The following is a 22,897-nucleotide window of genomic DNA, read 5'->3' on the forward strand; positions in this document are numbered from 1 at the left end:
GGGAAGAGGGAAAGGCATGCTGACACGACTTCATGACATGCCCTATGGCGCGCAAATTACGGATGGCGGAGTGCGCTTCCGTCTTTGGGCACCTGGGTGCAAACAGGTGGGATTGTACCTTGCAGACGGGCGGACGAATGAGCAACACGAACTGATACTCCCCATGACTCCTCGCGCAGGGGGATGGTTCGAGTCGACTGTAGCGGAAGCAGGCACAGGAATGCGCTATGGTTTCGACGTAAACGGTGTCCGCGTTCCCGATCCCGCCTCGCGCTTCAATCCGGATGATGTGCATGGTTTAAGTGAGGTGATCGATCCTTCTGCCTTCGCCTGGCGGGATGCGAAATGGCGTGGACGGCCATGGGAAGAAACCGTCATCTATGAGTTGCATGTAGGCACATTCTCACCCGAGGGAACCTTCAACGGCGTATCCCAGAGACTGGACTATCTGGTCGAACTCGGCGTGACCGCCATCGAACTCATGCCGGTTGCCGATTTTCCAGGCTCACGAAACTGGGGCTATGATGGTGTCCTGCTTTATGCGCCCGATAGCCGTTACGGACGTCCGGAGGATCTCAAGGAACTGGTTCAGGCTGCACATGAACGGGGCATCATGGTTCTGCTCGATGTCGTCTACAATCACTTCGGGCCGGAAGGAAACTATCTTCACCTTTATGCGAAAGAATTCTTTACCGAGCGCCATCACACTCCATGGGGCGCGGCAATAAATTTCGACGGGCCCGCAAGTCAGGAGGTACGCAATTTCTTCATCCACAACGCGTTGTATTGGCTGCAAGAGTATCACTTCGATGGCCTGCGGCTCGATGCGGTACATGCAATCATCGACCATTCCAGCCCGCACATCCTTATCGAGATCGCGGAGCGTGTACGTGCTGAGGTCGATGCAGAGCGCCACGTGCACCTGATCCTGGAAAACGATGCCAACAATGCACGTTACCTGACGAACGGCTGGTACGACGCCCAGTGGAACGACGATATTCACCACGCTCTGCATGTGCTTTCTACCCAAGAGTGCGATGGATACTATGTTGATTATGCCGACAATCCGGTACGCCATCTCGGGCGTTGCCTGGCGCAAGGGTTTGCCTATCAGGGAGAGATATCGGTTTATCGCGACGACGCGAAGCGTGGAGAGACTAGCATTCATCTGCCGCCCCAGGCTTTCATTTCCTTTCTGCAATCCCACGATCAGGCGGGCAACCGTGCATTTGGCGAGCGTATTAGCCATATTGGCGAGGAAGCGTTGACACATGCGGTGGCAGCCATCTATTTGCTGGCTCCTAGCATTCCGATGCTGTTCATGGGTGAGGAATTTGCCGCAAAATCGCCTTTCCTGTTTTTCTGCGACTTTGGAGGGGATCTGCGCGAAGCTGTGACACAGGGCCGCCGCAGGGAGTTCGCCCGCTTTGCGCATTTTGGACAAGGCATGACCGAGACAGCGATACCGGACCCGAATGCTGTTCAGACTTTTCTTATCTCGAAAATCGACTGGGGTTTACTCAGGGATGAAGCGCACCTTGCCTGGCTGGAGTATTACCGCAACCTGATGAAACTTCGCAGCGAAATTATCGTACCGCGCCTTCGCGGAATGAAGGGTAATTCGGCACATTTTGAGGTATTCGCCCCCAAATGCCTCCGGGTCCGCTGGCAGTTGGGGGACGATTCCACTTTGCGGCTATTGGCGAATTTTTCTGATACGAACGTGGCGGCTCCCGAGTCCGCCGGGCAGCTCGTGTTTGCATCCCCAAGTGCAATACCCACATCTTCCGGAACAACGAAAAGTATCTTGGCGAAAAATATCCTGACGCCTCGTTCGGTAGTTTGGATGCTCGAACCGGCTGCCGATAAAAGTAAAAGCAGTTTTACCTGATAACAGCCGCCGAAGCTGGAATGAAGGGAAAGCATAAGGGAATTCCTAGGGAGAAGCATGAGCAATCCACTTGACCAGCTGTGCGAATTATATGGCGTGCTACCCTGCTACAGCGATATCTGGGGAAATACCCGCCACACTTCTGAGGACGCAAAGCGCGCTCTACTCAGAGCAATGGGGGTTGCAGCGGCCACGGAAGAGGAAATTTCAGCGTCCCTGCACACTTTTATAAGGCGCAAATGGGAGCATGTGTTGCCGCCCGTACAAGTGGTGCGGGAGTGGATGCGACCCTATCGCATTGCAGTCGCGCTACCCGCTGCCGAGGGCAAAGGAGTCCATCACTGGCGGTTGTGCAGGGAATCCGGAGTCGAAGACCATGATGAATTTATTCCTGACGGCTTGGAGGAAGTCGAGCGTTATCGCTTCACCGCTCCCGGCGGGTTCGACAGTTTCGATAATCCTAGCGCTCAGGAATTCGTGCGGCGAATTCTGGTGCTGGATCTCCCTGTGGAACCAGGGTACCACCGGCTTTCCATCGAAAAGAGCGATGGCCTCGCTCTGGCTGAAATGCCGTTTATTGTGGCTCCTGCCATTTGTTATTGGCCGCCAGGTATCGAAGGTGAGAGGCGGGTGTGGGGTCCAGCCCTCCAGTTATATGGTATTCGTTCCCAGCGCAATTATGGCATCGGGGATTTCAGCGATCTTCGGCGCCTGGTCGAATTCTATGCCAGCGCGGGGGGAAGCACGCTGCTGCTCAACCCGCTTCATGCGTTATTTCCCGATGCTCCGGAACACACCAGTCCCTACAGTCCCTCCAGCCGCACCTGGTTCAACCCGCTTTACCTGGATGTGGAAGCCATACCCGAATTTGCGGGATGCGAGGAAGCACGCTCCATAGTGCTCGCGCCGGAATTCCAGGCGCGGCTGCGCGCGCTTCGTGCTACCGAACAGGTGGATTATAGAAGTATTGCGGAGGCGAAATCGGAAGTCCTCGTCTGCCTGTACCGGCATTTCCGTAGTACCCATCTGGCGCAAAATACTGGTCGTGCGCGTGCTTTTCGTGCTTTCCAGGCAGAGCACGGCGAAATTCTTCGCAAGCAGGCGCTGTTCGAGGCACTTCAGGAATATTTTCGGACAGGGGACAGCTCTGTATGGGGGTGGCGCGTATGGCCCAAGGCATACCGTGATCCTGCAGCTCCGGAAGTGGCCGCATTCTGCGAAGCTCATCTTGATCGCGTGGAATATTTCGAATATCTGCAGTGGCAGGTTTCCCTGCAATTGGGAGCGGTCGGCACACGCTCATGGGAAGTTGGTCTCAACATTGGTTTAATGTTCGATCTGGCGATCGGGGTAGCGGAAGGTGGCGGGGCAACGTGGTCCCGCCGTGAACTTTACGCACTTGAAGCCAGTGCAGGGGCACCACCCGATGACTTCAACCGTCTGGGGCAGAACTGGGGCCTGCCGCCCTGGATTCCTCATCAGCTCACTGCATCCGCTTATGCACCTTTCATTGAAGTTCTGCGTGCCAACATGCGGGACAGCGGCTCGTTGCGTATAGATCACGTAATGGGCCTGCGCCGCCTGTTCTGGGTCGTGCGCGGGCTGCCCGCAATGGAGGGCGCGTACATACGCTATCCCTTTGAAGATATGCTGGGCATTCTGGCACTGGAGAGCCAGCGCAACCGCTGCCTGGTGGTAGGTGAAGATTTAGGGACAGTACCGCCGGAAGTACGCGAAGCTTTGCATCCCGCAAACGTTATGTCCACACGGTTGTTATATTTCGAGCGGCGCGACGACGGGCAGTTGAAGCCGCCGCAGGAGTACCCGGCAAATGCCGTAGTGGCAGTAACGACCCACGACCTTCCGACGCTGGCGGGATTCTGGCAAGGGCTCGATATTGATTTGCGCGACCGTCACAATCTGTTTCCCGAGGATGAGATGCGGAACAGGCAAATCGTGGAGCGCGCGGCTGACCGCGCACAGCTTCTGGTGGCATTGGAGAGTGAAGGCGTATTGCCGTCGAGAGGGGGGCTTCATCAGGTCGGCTTCCCGGAAATGACGGCGGAACTCGCGGCAGCAGTGTACACCTATCTGGCCCGTGCACCGTCGAAACTTCTGCTGCTGCAACTCGAAGATGGCTTCGGGGTACTTGAGCAACCGAATCTGCCCGGTGCAACAGGAGACACTTACCCATCCTGGCGTCTCAAACTGCCCCTCAATCTGGAGGAGTGGCAGGGAAGCGCCTGGCTGCAGGGAATAATGCTGGCATTGCGCCGGGAGCGTCCCTTATCGCAAGCGCCCACCTCCTCAGAGGGCGAAGTCGCGCAGGACGTACAAGCGCAGATTCCCCGGGCAACTTACCGCTTGCAGTTGAATCGGGACTTCAATCTGAGGCAGGCAACGGAACTGATCCCGTACCTGGATGAGCTGGGTATCAGTCATTGCTATCTTTCGCCGCTCCTCAAAGCGCGCCCCGGCAGCGCCCACGGTTACGACGTGACCGACCATGGCAGGCTCAATCCGGAGATCACGAGCGCGCGGGACTTCGAACGGTTTGCTGCTGCCTTGAAACGCCATGGAATGAGCCAGATCATGGATGTGGTTCCCAATCACATGTCCATCACTGGGTCTGATAACGAATGGTGGCTGGATGTACTGGAAAATGGTCCGGCGTCCCGCTTTGCCAGCTATTTTGACATTGACTGGTATGTGATGGGAGAGCACCTGCCGGGCCAGGTGCTGCTGCCTGTTCTGGGCGATCACTATGGCGCGATTCTGGAGAAGGGCGAGCTCAAGCTTGTGTTCGACCTCGAACAAGGCTCCTTCAGTGTTTTTTATCATGAGCACCGGTTTCCCGTAGACCCGCGTGAATATCCCCGTATTCTTGGTCACGATCTGGGACGGCTCGAGATGCGACTGGGGGAGCAGCACCCGGAGTTTCTGGAACTCCAGTCTCTGGTCACGGCGTTTAACCATCTGCCACTGCGCGACCGCGTTTCCCCCGATGCGATCACCGAACGAGCGCGCGACAAGGAGATACACAAACGCCATCTGGCTTCACTGCTCGTGATGAGCGCAGACATTGCCCAATTCGTTCAGGAGAATGTGTCCGTTTTCAACGGGGACGCGCCGGGGGAGGGACCCAGGAGCTTCGATCTTCTGCATGAACTGCTGAGCCTCCAGGCCTACCGTCTGGCTTTCTGGCGTGCTGCAGCGGACGAGATCAATTACCGCCGCTTCTTCGATATCAACGATCTGGCGGCGCTGCGCATGGACAACCCGGAAGTGTTCGAAAGCACGCACCACCTGGTTCGCGAACTGATCGCGCGCGGGTATGTGAGCGGCTTACGCATCGATCATCCGGATGGCTTGTACGCGCCCAAGGAATACTTCGAGCGTCTGCAGGCAATGGCCGCCGCAGCATTGTTTCCGGGAACGATGAAGGAGGGAGCCAAGCCGATCTACATCGTGGCGGAGAAAATACTCGCCTCCCATGAACATCTTCCAAAAAGTTGGCCCATCCACGGCACTACCGGATACGACTTTGCCGCGGTTTGCTCTGGCCTTTTTGTCGACACTGGCGCTGCCGACCATTTCACCCGTATTTATGAGCGCTTTATTCGGACACGTTTGGACCTCGGCGCAATGATACGAGCGAACAAACACTTGATCATGGAAAGCGCACTGGTAGGTGAGCTTCAGGTACTGGCTATACAATTGGCACGTATTGCCAAAGGGGATCGCCGCACGTGCGATTTTACCTTCAACAGCCAGCGCAGTGCTCTCGCCCAGGTTATCGCCAACTTTCCTGTCTATCGTACTTATGTATCCGATTGCGAAAGTTCTGCTGATGATGTCCGCTACATCGACTGGGCGGTTGAGGTAGCCAAGAAGCGCAGCCAGGCCGTTGACACCACCATTTTCGATTTCGTGCGGGAGGTGTTGCTGGGTCGGCACGCCAGGGGTCAAAGCGAAGCATACAAAAACGCCATATGTGCCTTCGCCATGAAGTTTCAACAGTACACCAGCCCGGTAATGGCCAAGGCAATGGAGGATACGACCTTCTACCAGTATAACCGTCTGGTATCGCTCAACGAGGTCGGCAATGAGCCGCAACGGTTCGGTGTGTCGCTCGCAGCGTTTCACCGGGAAAATCAGGAGCGAGCGAGCCATTGGCCGCATGCCATGCTGTCCACTTCAAGTCACGACAGTAAGCGGTCGGAAGATGTACGTGCGCGCATAAGTGTTCTCTCCGAAATACCCGATCAGTGGGCACGAGCTCTTAAACGATGGAACAGGCTCAATCGCAGCAGCCGCCGGGAGTTGGGCAACACTTGTGCGCCGAGCCGCAATGACGAGTACCTGCTATACCAGATATTGCTGGGCATATGGCCTTTTGACGCACCGCACGGCGAGGAACTGGCAGCGCTGTCCGACCGCGTAGTTGCCTATATGCGCAAGGCCGCGCGAGAAGCGAAGGTGAGCAGCTCCTGGATCAACCCTGATAGCGAATATGAGGCAGCAATGCAGGACTTCGTGCATGCGCTTCTCTCCGAGCAGCCCAACAATCTGTTCCTGCGCGACTTTCTGGCTTTCCAGCAGCGGGTTGCATGGGTGGGCGCCTTCAACAGCTTGTCACAAGTGCTACTCAAACTTACGTCACCAGGAGTACCCGACATCTACCAGGGCAACGAAACTTGGGATTTCAGTCTCGTGGATCCGGACAACAGGCGTCCTGTGGATTATACGGCTCGCCGCAGGTCCTTGCAGGCCATCCGCTCGATGCATGCTGAAGAAGGCCCTGGTGCCTGCGCCCAGCATCTGATGGAGAACCTTCGGGACGGCCGAATTAAGCTCTATCTGACCTGGAAAGCCCTCACGTTCCGCCGGGAGCACGAACAGCTTTTCCGCGAGGGCGACTACCTGCCGCTAAAAGCGCATGGGGACTGTAGCGAGCACGTATGCGTGTTTGCACGGCGTCGGGAAAATGAAATTCTTGTTGTTGCCGTACCGCGATTGCTCGGCAGGCTTATCGGAGAACAACACAGGTTCCCCGTCGGCAAATCCATCTGGACCGACACCTGGGTGGAACTGCCTTCAGACGAGTTGCGCGAGAAGTGGGTCAATGTGTTGACTGGCGAGATTCTTGCCGCGCAGAGGACGGAGGAGGCGTGCAGGAGGTTTGGACTGGCTCCTCTTTTCGGGACGTTTCCTTATGCGTTGCTATCCCCTTTCGAGCAGACAACGGGATGAAGTGGGGATATTTGCAGAGGCTCATCCTGGATGAGTTTCACGCCTGCCGCTGCAAAAGCACCAGTGACCGGGGTGCGACTGCCAAAGCAGACCCAGCTTCGAGCCCGGGCTTATCTGCTGTATTCTCTACCCAGCCCTCGTTGGTGTCGAGTATTTTCAACCAGCGTAGCCCCCAGTGGTTTGGGGGCAGAACGAAATCGATCGCCTCGAAATGCGCGTTGAAAATCAGGTAGAAGCTGTCATCCTTCACCGGCTCCCCTCGAGCATTGGGATTCGGGAAACTGTCTCCGTTGAGAAAAATTCCCAGGCTTTGAATTCCCCCATCCCCCCATAATTCCTCGCTCGCCTGTTCTCCCATGTAATTGAACCACGCAATATCATCTTGGCCCCCGCCGTGGATAGGTTGACCCTGAAACCACCGTCGCCGGCGGAAGACCGGGTGATCATGGCGAAAACGAACAAGGCGCCTGGCAAATTCCTGTAAACCGGTATCCACCTTCCCCCAATCCACCCAGGAAATTTCATTGTCCTGGCAGTACGCATTATTGTTTCCCTGCTGGGTGCGACCCGATTCATCCCCTGCGAGCAACATGGGCACACCCTGTGACAATATCAGGGTAGCCAGGAAATTGCGCCGCTGCCGGGCGCGAAGCGTAAGCACTTCCGTGTCATCCGTAGGCCCCTCGACACCGCAATTCCAGGAACGGTTGTCGTCTGTGCCATCCCTGTTATCCTCGCCGTTGGAGAGGTTGTGTTTTTCGTTGTAAGACACCAGATCACGCAGCGTGAAACCATCGTGCGAGGTGACAAAATTGATGCTTGCAAAAGGATGACGCGAATTCCCCTCGTAAAGGTCTGAGCTTCCGGTAAAGCGGTAAGCGAATTCACTTAAAGTAGGTTCCTGAGTGCGCCAGAAATTCCGAATACAATCTCGGTACTTGCCGTTCCATTCAGACCAGCCTGACGGGAATTTCCCCACCTGGTAACCGCCTTCTCCCAGATCCCAGGGTTCCGCGATCAGCTTGACCTGATTTGTAACAGGATCCTGCTGGATAATGTTGAAAAATGCACTCAGCATTTGCACTTCATGCAGTTCGCGTGCGAGCGCGGATGCAAGATCGAAGCGGAAGCCATCGACGTGCATTTCCAGCACCCAATAGCGAAGCGAATCCATGATCAGTTGCAGCACATGCGGCTGCCTCATATTGAGGCAGTTGCCTGTGCCTGTGTAATCCCTGTAGTAACGCCGATCCTCCATAAGCTGGTAATAATAGGCGTTGTCGATTCCCTTCAGGCATAACACTGGCCCGAGATCGTTGCCTTCCGCAGTGTGGTTGTACACCACATCGAGGATAACCTCTATGTCGGCTTGATGCAGAGCCTTGACCATTTGCTTGAATTCGGCACTCGCGGCCCCCGGACGCTTGTCTGCGGCGTAGGCGCTATGGGGAGCAAAATAGGCAATGGAGTTATAACCCCAGTAGTTGCGCAAACCCTGATCCAGGAGATGTTTGTCCTGCACAAAGTAATGCACTGGCAGCAGCTCGACAGCAGTGACCCCAAGCTGTTTCAGATACTCGATGGAGGCGGAGTGTGCAAGACCCGCATAAGTGCCCCGCAGTTCAGGGGGTATGTCCGGATGTTGTGCCGTGAAGCCCTTGACATGCAACTCGTAAATGACTGTTTCGTGCCACGGGCGCTGGAGTTGACGATCGCCGGACCAATCGAAAAACGGTTGATGAACGATGCTGCGGGGCATGAAAGGCGCGCTATCCTTGTCATTCCGTGCATCGCGATCATCGAAAAGATAGGGGAATACAGATTCATCCCAGGTAATGTCGCCATCGATCCCTTTTGCATATGGATCGAGCAGCAGCTTCGCGGGATTACAGCGGTTGCCTTGCTCCGGCGCCCACGGACCATGCACCCGAAAACCATAACGCTGTCCAGGCTCTACGCCAGGCAGGTAGCCGTGCCAGCAGTATCCTGTCACCTCGGGCAAATTCACCCTGGTTTCGCGACCGGCTTCATCGAACAGGCACAGTTCGACGCGTTCCGCCGCCTCCGAAAACAGGGAGAAATTGGTTCCCGCTCCATCGTATGTCGCACCCAGAGGGTAGGGTGTGCCTGGCCAGATTTTCATTCGGGTACCTGCATGAAATTGCGGAATACTGCTATAACTTACAATGCTATATTATTTTTGGACCAAGCCAACAGTGAGGTAGTCCATGAAAATTCGGTGGTGTTTCATAATTCTAACAGCCCTGACTCTCATATCCTGTGCCCACGTCAATCCACATCCCATGGATATGACGAGTGCCATTCAGAGCGCAAAAACCAGTGAAGACCATTATGCCCTGGCTCGACACTACCAAGCTGCAGCGGAATCCATGCAGGCGAGGGCAGATGAGCAGAAAAGGTGTCTGACCGAATATCGGAAGCACGGATATTACTATGGCAGGAAAACCATTGATGTGGAAGAGCATGCTCAGGCACTCGCTCACATCTATGAGGAAGCTGCGGAGGAAAACAGGAGGATGGCGGAGTCTCACCGTCAGATGGCGGAGGAAGCGAAGCAGTAGAAGCGGCAGTAAACTGGAGGGCATGATGCCACAATTTTTTACCACTCCCGGGAATTCTTTTGACGAATAACACACCTCTTCTGAAATCGGAACTGACATGTCCTTACTGTAAGTACGTCAAGCGAGAGATCATGCCAGTTGACGCCTGCCAGTTTTATTATGAATGCGAAGGCTGCAAGGTACTGTTGCGGCCTCGTCCGGGTGATTGCTGCGTCTTTTGTTCCTTCGGGTCCATTAAATGCCCTCCGGTTCAGATGCAGGCGTGCTGTCCATCCTCCCCTTAGCTTGCCGAAGAGCTTGTCCTGAGTCTGTCGAAGGGTGAACCCAGCGCTATTATCGGTAAAATCGGTAAAGTTTTTTCAGATAATGCCTGGAAGAGCTAAGCTGATGGTATATATGATTTGGAAAAGAGTTCCAAATCGGATTTCAACATCCCGAAGAAGAGACAAGCAGGCAGGAAACCAATGAAAGTTGCCGTTTGCAGCGCTCAATCCTACGACTGCCAATTTTTACTGGCTGCCAATCGTGATGCTCATCATGAATTGGTATTTTTCGAGTCCCACCTATCCGAAGAAACGCGGCAGATGGTGACAGGTTTCCCCGTCGTGTGCGTATTTGTCAACGACACGTTGGACAATAGAGTGCTGGAAACGCTGGCAGCGCAGGGCACTCGTCTCATTGCACTTCGCTGTGCGGGTTTCAATAATGTTGATATTAACGCGGCCAACGCGTTTGGAGTCCGTGTGGTGCGGGTACCCGCCTATTCGCCGCACTCGGTTGCCGAGCATACAGTCGCGCTGATGCTTGCGCTCAATCGCCGTCTTCACCAAGCCTATAATCGTGTGCGCAACGGTAATTTTGCCTTGCAAGGTCTGCTTGGCTTTGAAATGCGCAATAAAACTGTCGGTATTATCGGCACCGGGCGCATTGGTACCGCAGTTGCGCAGATACTGCGCGGCTTCGGTTGCCGCCTGGTTGCTTACGACCTGCAGCCGAATTCCGCATGCGTTGAACTGGGCGTCGAATATGTTCCGCTGGAAATGCTCTATGGGGAGAGCGACATCATCACGCTGCATTGCCCGCTCAATCCGCAAACGCACCGGTTGATCGATGCCGCCGCGATTGAGCAAATGAAGCAGGGTGTGATGCTCATCAACACAAGCCGTGGAGCTGTTATCGACACACGAGCAGTGATTGTCGGATTGAAATCCTCGAGAATCGGATATCTGGGACTGGATGTATATGAGCAGGAAGGTGACTTGTTCTTTCAGGATTTAACCGGCCAGGTGATACAGGATGATCTGTTCGTACGTCTGCTCACGTTCCCGAATGTGTTGATAACGGGACATCAGGGATTCTTTACCGCTGAAGCACTATCGAGCATTGCGCAGACCACGCTGCGTAACATTACGGAATTTGAACGCGATGGATCGTGTTCGAATGAAGTGACGGTTGAATTGCTAAGAAGCGGCTGATCATGCATTCGTACTTCCTGACTGCTCCAGATTAAAATTCGCATCCAAGACTATGCGGTAGCGCGCCTTTCCGGCAGCCAGATGCGCAATCGCTTCATTGACCCTGTTCATGGGAAAACGCTCTACCTGGGGCCGAATGCCGTGACGGGCGGCAAAATCCAGCATATCCGATATTATCGCAGGGCCGCCAGTGGGTGACCCGGAAATGCTCTTCTGTCCACTCAGAAGCTCGAAAGCGGGGATGGGCAGGGGTTCGAGCACTGCGCCAACGAGATGCATGCGTCCTTTCGGTTTCAGCGTCTGGAGCAGCAATGCCCAGTCAAGCGGGACATTGACGGTCACCAGCAGAAAGTCGAGCGAGCGTGCTACCGAGCGAATTTCGTCGCTCTTACGGCTGGAGAGAACACGATGAGCGCCGAGGGTGCGCATTTCTTCCGCCTTTGAGGGATTGGAAGAGAAGGCCGTAACTTCACAACCCCAGGCATTCGCAAATTGCAGGGCCAGATGACCAAGGCCGCCAATACCGACGACACCTACATGATCGGTCGGTTTTACATGGGCCGCAAGGGGCGCAAATACAGTAATCCCTCCGCAGAGTAACGGGCCTGCGGAGGAACTTTCAAGCTTCTCAGGTATGGGAATCGCCCACGCCCAGTGCGCTCGCACTTTGTCGGCAAACCCCCCATAATGCCCGATGATTGTCGCGGTGGCTTTTGCACAAAGATTGTGATCACCGGTCATGCATTCATGGCAGTGCATACAACTACCGGCATTCCAGCCAACCCCTACCCGCTGCCCGATTTGCAATCCCTTCGCTTGTTCACCCATCGCAACGACCCGACCAATGGCTTCGTGTCCGGGAATAATCGGATACTGGGTGATACCCCAGTCGTTATTCAATATTGAAAGGTCGGAATGACAAAGACCGCAATGCTCCACTGCGATTTCCACTTCCTCCGGCGCGAGAGGTCCGGCGTCATAGGTGAATGGTTCGAGTTTCTGTTTTGGGCCGTGTGCCGCGAATCCAAGAATCTTCGTCATATTCTTTCCTTTTCTTTTCAGGTGAGCTGCGATGTGATTCCATGGAATTTTTCCATCAGCAACGCTGTCCTGCAAGGGCGATGCATCCATGCAACGCTTCCATCAGTCTTTTGAACTCGGGATCTTCGTTGAGTATTTGTTGCCCGACCTTCCGTAGTTTATCTACCGTTCCCCGGGGCAATTCCAGAGTGGTAGGAAGATTTTTGAACCAGTTTCGCTCGTCGGCGGCTTCGATATATTCAAACGCCACCTCGATCGGAAAGAATTCAATCTGGTGCGGTACGGGGATATCCAACTCGCATCGCGGGCCTTTGTTGGCAGCCAATTCCTTGCATCCGGATACCAGTCGCATCGATTCGTTGAACTCGTTTACCGTCTGCCGCAACAATTCAAGGGTATCGAATGAATAATTGCCCAACGGGACCACGGCCGCGGCAGTCAGGGTATCAACGAGCCCGGGAACCTCTGGAGTCTGATCCCGGCGGGTAGTGGGGTTTGTGCCCGCATTCACTACGATTACCACCAGTTTGTCCACTTTCTTCTGATTTATCAGGCGAAGCACGCTCCAGGAATTATTTAAACTGTTGATCGCCGTGAGCGGTTCCCGCAGCCCGATATTGTCGGCCACGCCGCCGTCGGTCAAGTGGATGTATTTACGCGGGTTGTGTTCGGTATCGGTATACGAAAGCCTGTTTTCCGCGCGTGCGGCCCGACGTATATTAATGCGCGATTTATGATCCCGAACGGCAAGATCCACCCATTCAGGCTGATGGTAGCCGCATTTGCCCGCATAGTTTTGAAAAGTGAGGGGCGTAAGTCCTCCCGGATATGCCGAGGATGCGGCTGCTGCCCGCCCCAGTGAAATTCCTGACAGGTCGGAGCATAAAAGGTCAAACTGGTCTTGGGTAAAGGGAAATTGGGTCCCCGTCGTCATATCCGTGGCATTCAGGATCACAAAAGGTCGGCGACCCCGGGCAATTACTTCCGCATAGGTGCCTGCTCCAAATACCTCCCGGTCGTAAAACTCCGCCGCCAGGTCACTGCGCCCGAAGCTCGCCCCGCCGAGCTTCAACAGTCCTGCTGGAGTCAACGTCGAGTCAATCAATTCGGATTGGATGGATCTGTAGAGGAAGCGATTCGGGAATTCGTCGAAAATCCGTAACCCATACAGGGCGTAATAGGCTGCAGGAAAGCTTCCCCCGGATATCGACGAAATTACATCCACTTCATCCAGCAGCGATATTCTCCGGTTTTCCCATTGGATTTGAGTGTCGCGGAGAGCCTCCAGCACTCCATAAGATAAAGCCGCCGCCCGGGTACCGCCTCCCGAGAAAACCAGAATGACAAACAGTTTATCGCTATTGCTTCCTGGCTCCAGTTTTTCGAAACGGTAACCTGAGGAAGGATCGTACCTGGCCAAGGGCGGATTTACCTGAAAGGAGCCACATCCGGCCAACAATAAGGATAAGGCTCCAGCAAGCACAGCCATGCATGTGCGAAGTCGGATACTCATACCTACCATTTCCTGATAAAGGCAATTTTCATGGGAAGCAGGACAGTGGTTCCCTTAACCATGACCTCGCAAAAGATGGGGTCGCAGTCTTCGGGAGGGGCCAGGGTAAATTTATGCGTGCCCGCATCCATCTGCAGGACTTCATTGGTATAGCCGGACAGATCGCCGTCGACATATACCGGCCTCCGAGTTGGGTAGCTAACTATTACGAACTCCACACGACTTATTCCTTTCAAGTAGATTGGAGTTATGCGGAAATTCAAGTCTTCGGGAGTGCCTTTATTAACGTATCGAGGAACAGGTATTAAAAATCTGAGAGAAGATATATCGTTTACTGTCCCATTTTCTCCCGCCATTTTCTTCTCATTTTCCGCATCATAGATGATACAGGGGCTTTGGTTCAGAGACTATAAGGATTAGACGGCATTTGCCAGGGGAAGCGAGGGGAATGGTGGCAGGCCACGATTTGAGCTTGAAAGATACTTTCCTGTGCATGACCGGAGACTTGGCCGCGTTCTTGAAAACGGGTTCTGCTCCAGCACGTCCTCATGATGTTATGATGTTATTCTGCGAGCGGAATTTGTTGATCGACCAGCTTCCGCCAAATCCGGCCCCTATCCTGCTTTTTCTGAATAGAAAGAGAAAGCGGTCAGGTTCTGGCCTGGCCCCGGGCCATAAGCCCATCGAATCAGGTTGATGCCTTCAGGGAGGGTATCCGGAGGATGCCTAAGAGGAGTGAAGCAAAGTCATTCTTCAGTTCGGGAGGCAGAGAAAAAACCAATGCTTGCAATCTGATCAGCAAGCATTCGTCTCCACTGAAGTCTGCACTGAATTTTTGCTTATAAAGGAAGAGAAGCGACGGGGCCTCCATAAGGCTCAACTGCTGATTTAGTCAGCTAGTCGACGAGCAGGCATGGAAGCGTGGGTTCAAAATCCTCCATGCCATGGCGGAATGTGCGGCAAAGGCCAGCCCTTATCGCTAGGGCTCTGGGTGCCTATGACCCGCGAGAAGATCTCCATTGCCTCACCCGCTTGGACTGCATGATCTTGTAACCAAGCAAAGTCAGCAGCAGAGCGGCTATCATCGGTCCGACCGCGGCGCGAAAAGTTTTTGCGTAATTGATCATTTCTACGCGCAACGGATATTCGTAGCGCACGGGAGGTACTGCCTCACCGGTTATGAAAACCGTATACTCCCCCTTGTCCAGGGCGGTTTCCCCCTTGATCACTCCATCGGGGTGATAGCTGGGCCTGACATAAGATACCGTTTCATCTTCTGTTTCATTGCTTCCTCTTACAATTCGCATTCCGATGGGAATATCCCGTAATGCGGGATCCACCAGGTCAACCACCAGAAACGTGTTTCCTCCTTTGGGAATTTCGGTGCAGTATTGATCTGCAGGCTCATACTGCGGCTGATAGGCGCTTAAATGAACCATGCTGCTGTCGCCAAGCCGTCGCATGCAGCTATCTTCCTCCATCGAGACTTTTCCGTGAGCGGTCGCCGAACCGCTGTACAACGTTGCTACCAGGACAAGAATCGAGGTACCGGCTTGTATCGCTTGCTTCATCATCTACTCCTCTTGATTTGTATTTGCTTGTCGCTGCCTTTCAGCCTCATATCGTCCATTCAAAAAGCCGTAACCTTCCCTGGACGAGCTATAACGGATTATCTGAGCCATATGAGAAATAAAGCCGTTCCGAGCTGAAAAAAATTGTATTAGCAACCACAGATAGAGTCTCAATCCTCGTATTTGGTTGCATATTGAAAGTATAATAAATGAATCGTATCGGAAAAATCAAACATAATGTGAGCATGATTAAAGACCAGAACAAGCGTTCTTCCTGTCCCGTTAGCTGCGCACTGGATATACTGGGTGACAAATGGACTTTGCTTGTTATTCGCGACATACTGTTCAAGGGCAAGCAGCATTTCCGGGATTTTCTCGCTTCACCCGAAAAAATTGCATCCAATATTCTTTCAGATCGTCTGAAAAAGCTGGAGGAGTGCAATATCATTTCAAGGCAGCGTGATCCCCTTAATGCAAGAAGAGTCATTTATACGCTCACGGAAAAAGGAAAGGATTTGTCCCCGGCTCTTCATGCGCTCATTCACTGGGGCGCCAAGTATGACCCCGAGAGCAATAAACAGCCATGCTCCTTGCAACATACCGATAGAATGTCCGAAACCTGACTGGAGTGGCAGTGCCGGGTGTTTCCTCGAGAAAGCTTTCTTTCTGCAGCTTCTTCAAACGCTATTAAATAGATGGCATGATTGATAAGACCGAAAAGCAGAAAATGCTGAGTGGGGAACTCTATCGCTCCAGCGATCGACTGCTGGTCGAGGAAAGAAAGCGTGCCAGAAGATTAGCGAAGACTTTCAATGACAGCCTTCCGGACGAGACCGAAAAACGATCTGCAATTTTGAGGGAACTGCTCGGAACATCGGGGTCAAACCTCCATATCGAGCCGCCGTTTTATTGCGACTACGGTTACAACCTCGTGGTAGGGGATAACTTCTACGCCAACTTCAATTGCATCGTGCTGGATTGCGCGCAGGTCATCATGGGGCATAATGTCTTTCTAGGCCCGGCGGTGCAGATCTATACTGCAACCCACCCCCTTGCGGCTAAGGACCGTGATACCGGCTTGGAAGCCGCTAAACCCATTACCGTGGAAGACAGCGTCTGGATTGGCGGTGGAACGATCATCAATCCCGGTGTTACGATCGGACGGGGCACGACGATCGGATCGGGAAGCACTGTTACCAGAAATATTCCCGCAAACGTTTTCGCTGCAGGAAATCCTTGCAGGGTGATACATCACCTTTCGTAAGAAGAAACTCTTCCTGCACAGCTTGCCACTAGCTTGTCACTTACCCTGCCTACCCACATCGGTAAATGTAGTACTCATAAAGGCTTGGGAATGGGAAGCTTCGCCGGAGATACCATGTCATACACTGAAATCCCTGATGATCTCATTTATGTCTATCGCTCGGCTTACTATCGGGCGGGCTTAGGCCATGAGGCAATAACATTGCATGTGGACCAGTATTCCGAGCCCCTGGCAAGGCTTTTAGCAGCATCTGGCCATCGGTGTGCCGCATTCATCACCGCCTGCAATCCCTTCGGTGCGGCGGAAAGTCATGAAATGAACATGAAGGCATGTCTGGATCTCCGGAAGAGCCTTGATCGGTATGTGGCCAGGCAGAGCCAGATTATCGAAGGCGAAGGCATCGATCCTGCCGGAGCGTGGGCGGCGGAAAAAAGCTTTCTCGTGCTCGGACTGAATCTGGAGACAACTAAGGCGCTTGGAAAGGAATTCGGGCAAAATGCGGTTGTCTGGATAGGTACTGAAGCAATTCCAAGGCTCATTCTGCTTCGCTGATCGACCTGCGTCAGCAGGTCGATCAGTATAAACAGCTGTTGATGACAAAACGTTCAGGTGCCATTATGATCCTCTTCTACAGGGCATCTCCAGAAGCGAATAAGGAATGAAATGAATATAGAAGAGTTGAATAAAAACCATGGGATCGACGGGCAGGTCAAATTCATGGAGGGGGCAGGAGGATTCCCCTTTATCATGGTCGATAATACCAAGGGCAGCGCAGTAATCTCTGTTTATGGGGGGCAGGTATTGTCTTTTCAGCCTGCAAATGAGCAGAACCTGATGTTCCTGAGCGAAGCTGCATATTATGAGGCAGGTAAAGGTATTAAGGGCGGTGCTCCCATCTGCTGGCCCTGGTTCGGCCCGGATCCGGAACAGCAAGGGCGTCCTGTACATGGTTTTGTGCGTAACCGGCTCTGGAACGTCATTAAAACGGAAACCACTGGAAATGGCGATAGCAAGGTGACGCTTGGTTTGACCGACACAGCGGAAACAAGGGCTATCTGGCCGCATGCGTTCAATCTGGATCTCGAAGTGACAGTAGGAGAATCGCTGAATCTTGAATTGATCACGCGAAATAAAGATACCGCGCCTTTTTCAATCACGCAGGCTCTGCATACCTACTTCAAGGTGGGACATATCGATCAGGTCACCATTCTCGGTCTCGAGGGAGGGGTATATCTCGATAAAGTCGACAATTACGCTCAAAAAACCCAGGCGGGTGCGATAACGATCAATTCCGAAGTCGATCGCATTTACCAGGATGTGCAGAAAGAGCTGGTGATCGACGATATTGCTTATGATCGCCGGATTCGTATTCGAGCGAGCGACAGCAGGACTGCTGTCGTATGGAACCCCTGGGCGAAAATTTCTGCCCAGATGGGCGACCTGAAGGATGACGACTACGAACGCTTTGTTTGCGTTGAAACCGCGAACGCTGGGTCAGAAGTAGTGGAAATTGCTCCCGGCGGGGAATGCAGAGTAGCTGCAAACTACTTGATAGAGCGGAATATTCCCGAGCTGAAACCGGCAGCTTAATTAAGTACTGCTTTGTGTACGCGTCAAGGAGATAGGGACCTAGCCCGTCAAATACCCGTCAAATTGTTAAAGGCTATAAACCAGGCCATAATTTATCAGTAGGTCGGCTCCGCCCGACACTACCACTGCCGTTACCACTATCACTGTGATTGCCATATTATGTCTTTGTCATTAATCCACCCCCGGCCCGCAGAGATTCATCCTGCCTCATATACTGACTTCCTCCCATAATTTCTGCAGCCGTTTGACCGAAACGGGGTAGGGTGTTTTCAATTCCTGGGCAAACAGCGAAATACGGAGTTCCTCGATCTGCCAGCGGAATTCAACGAGCTTGGGATCATCGGTTCCCGCCTTGCGATGTTTTTCAAGGCGCTGTTCATACCGGTTCCATAATCCGGCAACGGCAGCAGCGTGACGCGCGTCGCGCTCGGGATTGGCGCCATACTTATCCAGGCGGAGGATCATTCCTTTCAGGTAGCGCGGTAAATGCTGCAAGCGTTCCCAAGGGGTGGCGCTCAAAAATCCCGGATAAATGAGGTTGCGGAGTTGGATCATCAAGTCGGCCCCAGGGTTGCCAGCGCTACCGCCACTTGCTGCACCGGTTTTTTGCACGCCAACCTTGCCCCCTCCTCCGATTGAAGAAACCCTCGCCATCAATGACTGGGACTCGCTGGCAACGTTTTGCACGATGCGAACCAGAGCCTCAGCCACGGCAGGCAGTCGCGTGCGGGCACGCTGGCGCTGGGCGACAAATTCCTTTTCACTGCGGGGCAGCGCATCATCCGCGATAAAAGCGCGGTCCGTGACCGCATTCAATATATCTTCCTTGAGCTGGTCAGGCTTGATGAGTGTGTGTAGTTGAAAGGCTGCCTGCGCCAGATATCTGCCCTTTCCACCCTTTGCCTCCTGTCCTGACAGATCTTTTTCCAGCTGTTTCATTTGCTCCTTCAGTTCGAAGCGCAGCAATTGACGCACACCGCCACGCATGCTGAGCTCTGCCGCTTCGCGCGTGTCGAACAGGCGAATCGATACTTTTCCATCCTGTTCGGCGAGAGCAGGGAAGCCGCTCATGTTCTTGCCCGCACGGTTGAAGGTAATTTCCTGCGGCAGATCACCGAAATCCCAGTGTTTTACATCGTCGCGTTCAAGGGGGTTATGCTCTCCCGACTGGGAGCGGGAGAACATCAGTTGTGCCGCCTGGCCGAGTTGGGCTTTCAGTTGCCCAAGGTCGCGGCTCATTGCCAGCTCTTGCCCCGCATCGTCCACGATTCTGTAGTTCATCATTAGATGCGAAGGCAGTTTTTCGTCCTGCCAGACATCCGGCGGGACAGTAATGCCAGTCCTGGTCCGGATAACCCGAGCTAGTATCTCGGTCAGGGACAAGAGGAGGGATGCAGACGGCGAAATTGCTGCTGCATGTTCCGGGCTTTCCAGGAACTGCGTTACAAACTCCGGGACGGGTACAACATAGCGGCGTATCTGCTTGGGAAGCGCTCGTAGGTACCAGGTTATTTTTTCACGAATCAGTCCCGGGACGAGATTGTCGAATTGCGCCGCATCCAGCTTGTTCAGCAGCGGCAACGGTACGGTAATGGTGACCCCGTCCAACATGTGTCCGGGATCGAAGCGATAGGTGAGCGACAGGTGGAAGCCGTCTACAAGCATGGTATCAGGAAACCGCTCTTCCGTTACGCTCTGCGCGGTATGGCGCATCAGGTATTCTTTGGTAATGTAGAGCAGGCGGGGATTGTCACGCTCAGCCTGCTTGCGCCATTTCTCGAAAGCTGCGCCATTACTGATCCCCTCGGGGATCAGTCCATCGTAAAACGCAAAAATTTCCTGTTCGTCCACCAGCACATCCGGCCGGCGGGTTTTATGCTCCAGAGCGGCAACACTGGCAATAAGCTCGTGGTTATGCTCGAAAAATAGCGCCTGGGTAATGTATTCACCTGCTACGAGAGCAGAGCGTATGAAAATCTCACGCGCTTCTCTCGGATTGATGTTGCCATAGTACACACGCCGCTTCGGCATCACTGTCAAACCGTACAGTGTTACCCGCTCGAATGCCGATACCTGTGCTGATTTCTTCTCCCAGTGCGGATCGAAATAATGCTTTTTGCAAAGCTTTCCACCGATCCTTTCCACCCAGGCAGGATCGATTTTTGCTACACCTCGGCCATAAAGCCGGGTGGTTTCTGTCAGTTCTGCAGCGACGACCCATTTGGGCTTGGCCTTTTTCAGCACGGAACCTGGGAAAATCGAAAACTTGATGCCACGCGCTCCGAGGTATTCGTTATCCTCGTCAATCTTGAAGCCGATATTGCCGAGCAACCCCGCGAGAAGCGCCCGATGCATTTCATCGTAGTTCGCCGGTATCTCGTTGGGCTTCAATCCTGTTTCCACTACCAACGTATGCAATTGACCGTGGACCTCACGCCACTCCCGCATTCTGCGATGCGACAAAAAGTTTTCCTGGCATTGCTCGATCAACTTGCGGTTGGATTTTTTATGCTTGAGCAGGTCATCAAAAAAATCCCACAGCTTCAGATAGCTCAGAAAATCGGAGCGCTCGTCCTGGAAGCTCTGGTGGGCCCGGTCTGCGGCTTCCTGCCGCTCGAACGGACGGTCTCGCGGGTCCTGCACGCTCAGGGCAGAGGCGATGATGAGCACCTCGCTCAGGCAGTTTTCCTCCTTCGCTGCCAGGATCATGCGGGCAATCCTGGGATCAATGGGAAACCTGGCCAGCCGCCAGCCGATGCTGGTAAGGGTGTTACTCTCATCCACCGCGCCGAGCTCAGTCAGTAATTGATAGCCGTCCGCAATCATGCGTGGCAGGGGCGGTTCGAGGAAAGGAAAATTCTCGATTGATCCAATTTTGAGAGATTTCATGCGTAAAATCACCGCGGCCAGCGAAGAGCGCAGGATTTCCGGATCGGTAAATTCCGGGCGGGCAAGGTAATCCTGCTCGGAATAAAGTCGAAAACAGATACCGCTCATCACCCGGCCGCAGCGTCCCGCGCGCTGATTAGCGGAGGCGCGTGAAATCTTCTCCACCTGCAACTGTTCCACCTTGTTGCGATAGCTGTAGCGCTTGATACGTGCCACGCCGGTATCGATCACGTAGCGAATGCCGGGAACAGTCAGTGAAGTTTCCGCCACGTTGGTGGCAAGCACGATGCGCCGCAAGCTACTGCCCCCAGGCTTGAAAACCCGTTCCTGATCGGCATAGGGCTGGCGTGCGAACAATGGCAGAATTTCGGCATCCGCGCGGCCCGTGCCGGGCCCCCCAAAAGAATGCTTGCGCAACGCCTCCGCGGTATCGCGGATTTCCCGCTCGCCAGGCAGGAACACCAGCACATCCCCCGGCCCACAGCGATTGATTTCATCCACTGCATCAAGGATAGCCTGCTCCATGTCACCTTCATCCCTGTCCCTATCCTTTTGTTTATCCTTCTGCCTGTCCTTATCTTTATCCCTGGTCTTGTTTCCGGTTTTGTCTTCATTCCGATCTTCCGCAATGGCGGAAGCAGCGCGAGCCGGGGCCTCGATGGGACGATAACGTACCTCTACCGGATACATGCGGCCGGATACTTCAATGACAGGCGCGTTATCGAAATGCGCGGAGAATCGTTCGGCATTGATGGTCGCGGAAGTAACGATCAGCTTGAGATCCGGCCGGCGCAGCAGCAACTGCTTGAGATATCCGAGCAGAAAATCGATGTTCAGGCTGCGTTCGTGCGCCTCATCGATGATGATCGTATCGTAGGCAAGCAGATTCGGATCGCCCTGCGTCTCCGCCAGCAGAATGCCGTCTGTCATGAGCTTGACATACGTTTCCGGACTCACCTTGTCCGAAAAGCGCACCTTGTACCCCACTGCATGCCCCAAGGGACTCTTAAGTTCTGAAGCGATTCGTGCTGCCACGGTCCGTGCCGCAATCCGGCGAGGCTGCGTATGCCCGATCATCGCATGCACGCCCCGTTCGAGTTCAAGGCAGATTTTCGGCAATTGCGTGGTCTTGCCCGAACCGGTTTCACCGCTGATGATCACCACCTGGTTTTCCCGAATCGCCTGCGCGATCTCCTGCCGTAGAGCTACTACCGGGAGCTCTTCCGGATAAGCCGGCTTAGGCAGGTTAATCATGCGCCATTCAAAATTCCTGCTCTTGGCGCTAACGATAGGAGAACTCTTCATGACATTTAAATCAATTGATCTATTTTTCTGATGTGTTTTCGTAGAATAGGTGAAGCAAAGCGCAGTCCGTCAATAACGACGATTATGGCTGATTGCCCTCACCTCATCCGCAAATACTACGGATACCGATAAGACATGTAGGATATCGATAAGATATATATAAGTTCCAGTTTTAGATGCATAAGCAACAAAAAGCTTGATTTCTTATGCCCATCAGGTATGTTTAATGGTGGGAAGGCTATTCATTTAGATGCGAGAACATAACAGCCGCTATGCTTGCTGCAGCAACAGAAGATATTGGGAGCCCTGGATACATAAACTGCGGTACACTGTACTGAACCCGTTTTTCCATCGGCTCTTATGACAGGTTTGCGGAGAGGTCTTCCATGCCTGGAAGTCATTTCAGGCGCAAGGAACATCAGAAAGATCCTGCATGTGAGTTCTCCCTCACTTCGCTGCTTTCCCCGAATGGGCCGACCAAGTATTAAAAAATAACCGATAGCGGACATAGAAACCGACCCAA

15 protein-coding genes are annotated in these 22,897 nt (G+C 53.7%); 9 read left to right on the top strand and 6 right to left on the bottom strand.

Features of this window, described 5'->3' with window-relative positions; genetic code table 11:
- The first annotated feature begins 16 nt into the window (after positions 1-16).
- Both treZ and AC52W5_RS09380 read left to right on the top strand, forming a co-directional pair.
- The gene (gene treZ, locus AC52W5_RS09375) at positions 17-1,891 is read left to right on the top strand and encodes a malto-oligosyltrehalose trehalohydrolase (protein WP_495670806.1); all 1,875 of its coding nucleotides are present in this window, start codon (positions 17-19) and stop codon (positions 1,889-1,891) included.
- Between the two features lie 57 nt (positions 1,892-1,948).
- Positions 1,949-7,144 (top strand): malto-oligosyltrehalose synthase, encoded by a 5,196-nt coding sequence (locus AC52W5_RS09380; protein ID WP_495670807.1) that lies wholly within the window; start codon positions 1,949-1,951, stop codon positions 7,142-7,144.
- Between the two features lie 37 nt (positions 7,145-7,181).
- Here AC52W5_RS09380 and glgX read toward each other — a convergent pair whose 3' ends face one another.
- Positions 7,182-9,287, bottom strand: coding sequence for a glycogen debranching protein GlgX (gene glgX, locus AC52W5_RS09385; RefSeq protein ID WP_495670808.1), 2,106 nt, complete (start codon positions 9,285-9,287; stop codon positions 7,182-7,184).
- A 166-nt stretch (positions 9,288-9,453) separates the two neighbouring features.
- Here glgX and AC52W5_RS09390 point away from each other — a divergent pair, with 166 nt between their 5' ends.
- From AC52W5_RS09390 to AC52W5_RS09400, 3 genes are all read left to right on the top strand, one after another.
- Positions 9,454-9,726: a hypothetical protein gene (locus tag AC52W5_RS09390; protein WP_495670809.1), complete on the top strand. Its 273-nt coding sequence runs from the start codon at positions 9,454-9,456 to the stop codon at positions 9,724-9,726.
- Between the two features lie 59 nt (positions 9,727-9,785).
- Positions 9,786-10,010 carry a GDCCVxC domain-containing (seleno)protein gene (locus tag AC52W5_RS09395; RefSeq protein ID WP_074975225.1) on the top strand — a complete coding sequence of 75 codons (225 nt, stop codon included), beginning with the start codon at positions 9,786-9,788 and terminating at the stop codon, positions 10,008-10,010.
- A gap of 180 nt (positions 10,011-10,190) precedes the next feature.
- A complete protein-coding gene (locus tag AC52W5_RS09400) occupies positions 10,191-11,201 on the top strand; it encodes a 2-hydroxyacid dehydrogenase (RefSeq protein WP_495670810.1) in 1,011 nt (336 codons plus the stop codon).
- On the opposite strand, the gene ahr is transcribed toward AC52W5_RS09400, so the two are convergent.
- The 4 genes from ahr to AC52W5_RS09420 form a co-directional block, all read right to left on the bottom strand.
- Positions 11,202-12,242 carry an NADPH-dependent aldehyde reductase Ahr gene (ahr, locus tag AC52W5_RS09405; protein ID WP_495670811.1) on the bottom strand — a complete coding sequence of 347 codons (1,041 nt, stop codon included), beginning with the start codon at positions 12,240-12,242 and terminating at the stop codon, positions 11,202-11,204.
- 55 nt (positions 12,243-12,297) lie between these two features.
- Positions 12,298-13,755, bottom strand: a complete 1,458-nt coding sequence (locus tag AC52W5_RS09410) for a patatin-like phospholipase family protein (protein WP_495670812.1) — start codon at positions 13,753-13,755, stop codon at positions 12,298-12,300.
- 2 nt (positions 13,756-13,757) lie between these two features.
- Positions 13,758-13,973: a hypothetical protein gene (locus AC52W5_RS09415; RefSeq protein WP_143104351.1), complete on the bottom strand. Its 216-nt coding sequence runs from the start codon at positions 13,971-13,973 to the stop codon at positions 13,758-13,760.
- Positions 13,974-14,750: 777 nt separating this feature from the next.
- Positions 14,751-15,329, bottom strand: a complete 579-nt coding sequence (locus AC52W5_RS09420) for a hypothetical protein (RefSeq protein WP_041352450.1) — start codon at positions 15,327-15,329, stop codon at positions 14,751-14,753.
- Between the two features lie 242 nt (positions 15,330-15,571).
- Here AC52W5_RS09420 and AC52W5_RS09425 point away from each other — a divergent pair, with 242 nt between their 5' ends.
- From AC52W5_RS09425 to AC52W5_RS09440, 4 genes are all read left to right on the top strand, one after another.
- Complete coding sequence (locus AC52W5_RS09425; RefSeq protein ID WP_074975268.1) at positions 15,572-15,949, top strand: winged helix-turn-helix transcriptional regulator; 378 nt, start codon at positions 15,572-15,574, stop codon at positions 15,947-15,949.
- Between the two features lie 77 nt (positions 15,950-16,026).
- Complete coding sequence (locus tag AC52W5_RS09430; RefSeq protein ID WP_495670813.1) at positions 16,027-16,590, top strand: sugar O-acetyltransferase; 564 nt, start codon at positions 16,027-16,029, stop codon at positions 16,588-16,590.
- A 114-nt stretch (positions 16,591-16,704) separates the two neighbouring features.
- Entirely contained in the window at positions 16,705-17,142 is a 438-nt protein-coding gene (locus AC52W5_RS09435) for a DUF3293 domain-containing protein (protein WP_074975269.1), read from the top strand.
- A gap of 111 nt (positions 17,143-17,253) precedes the next feature.
- Positions 17,254-18,180 (top strand): D-hexose-6-phosphate mutarotase, encoded by a 927-nt coding sequence (locus AC52W5_RS09440; RefSeq protein WP_495670814.1) that lies wholly within the window; start codon positions 17,254-17,256, stop codon positions 18,178-18,180.
- 207 nt (positions 18,181-18,387) lie between these two features.
- Here the strand turns inward: AC52W5_RS09440 and hrpA are convergent, their stop codons facing one another.
- Positions 18,388-22,323, bottom strand: a complete 3,936-nt coding sequence (gene hrpA / locus AC52W5_RS09445; protein ID WP_495670815.1) for an ATP-dependent RNA helicase HrpA — start codon at positions 22,321-22,323, stop codon at positions 18,388-18,390.
- Positions 22,324-22,897: the final 574 nt, after the last annotated feature.

The organism is Nitrosospira sp. CT, from assembly GCF_059489795.1.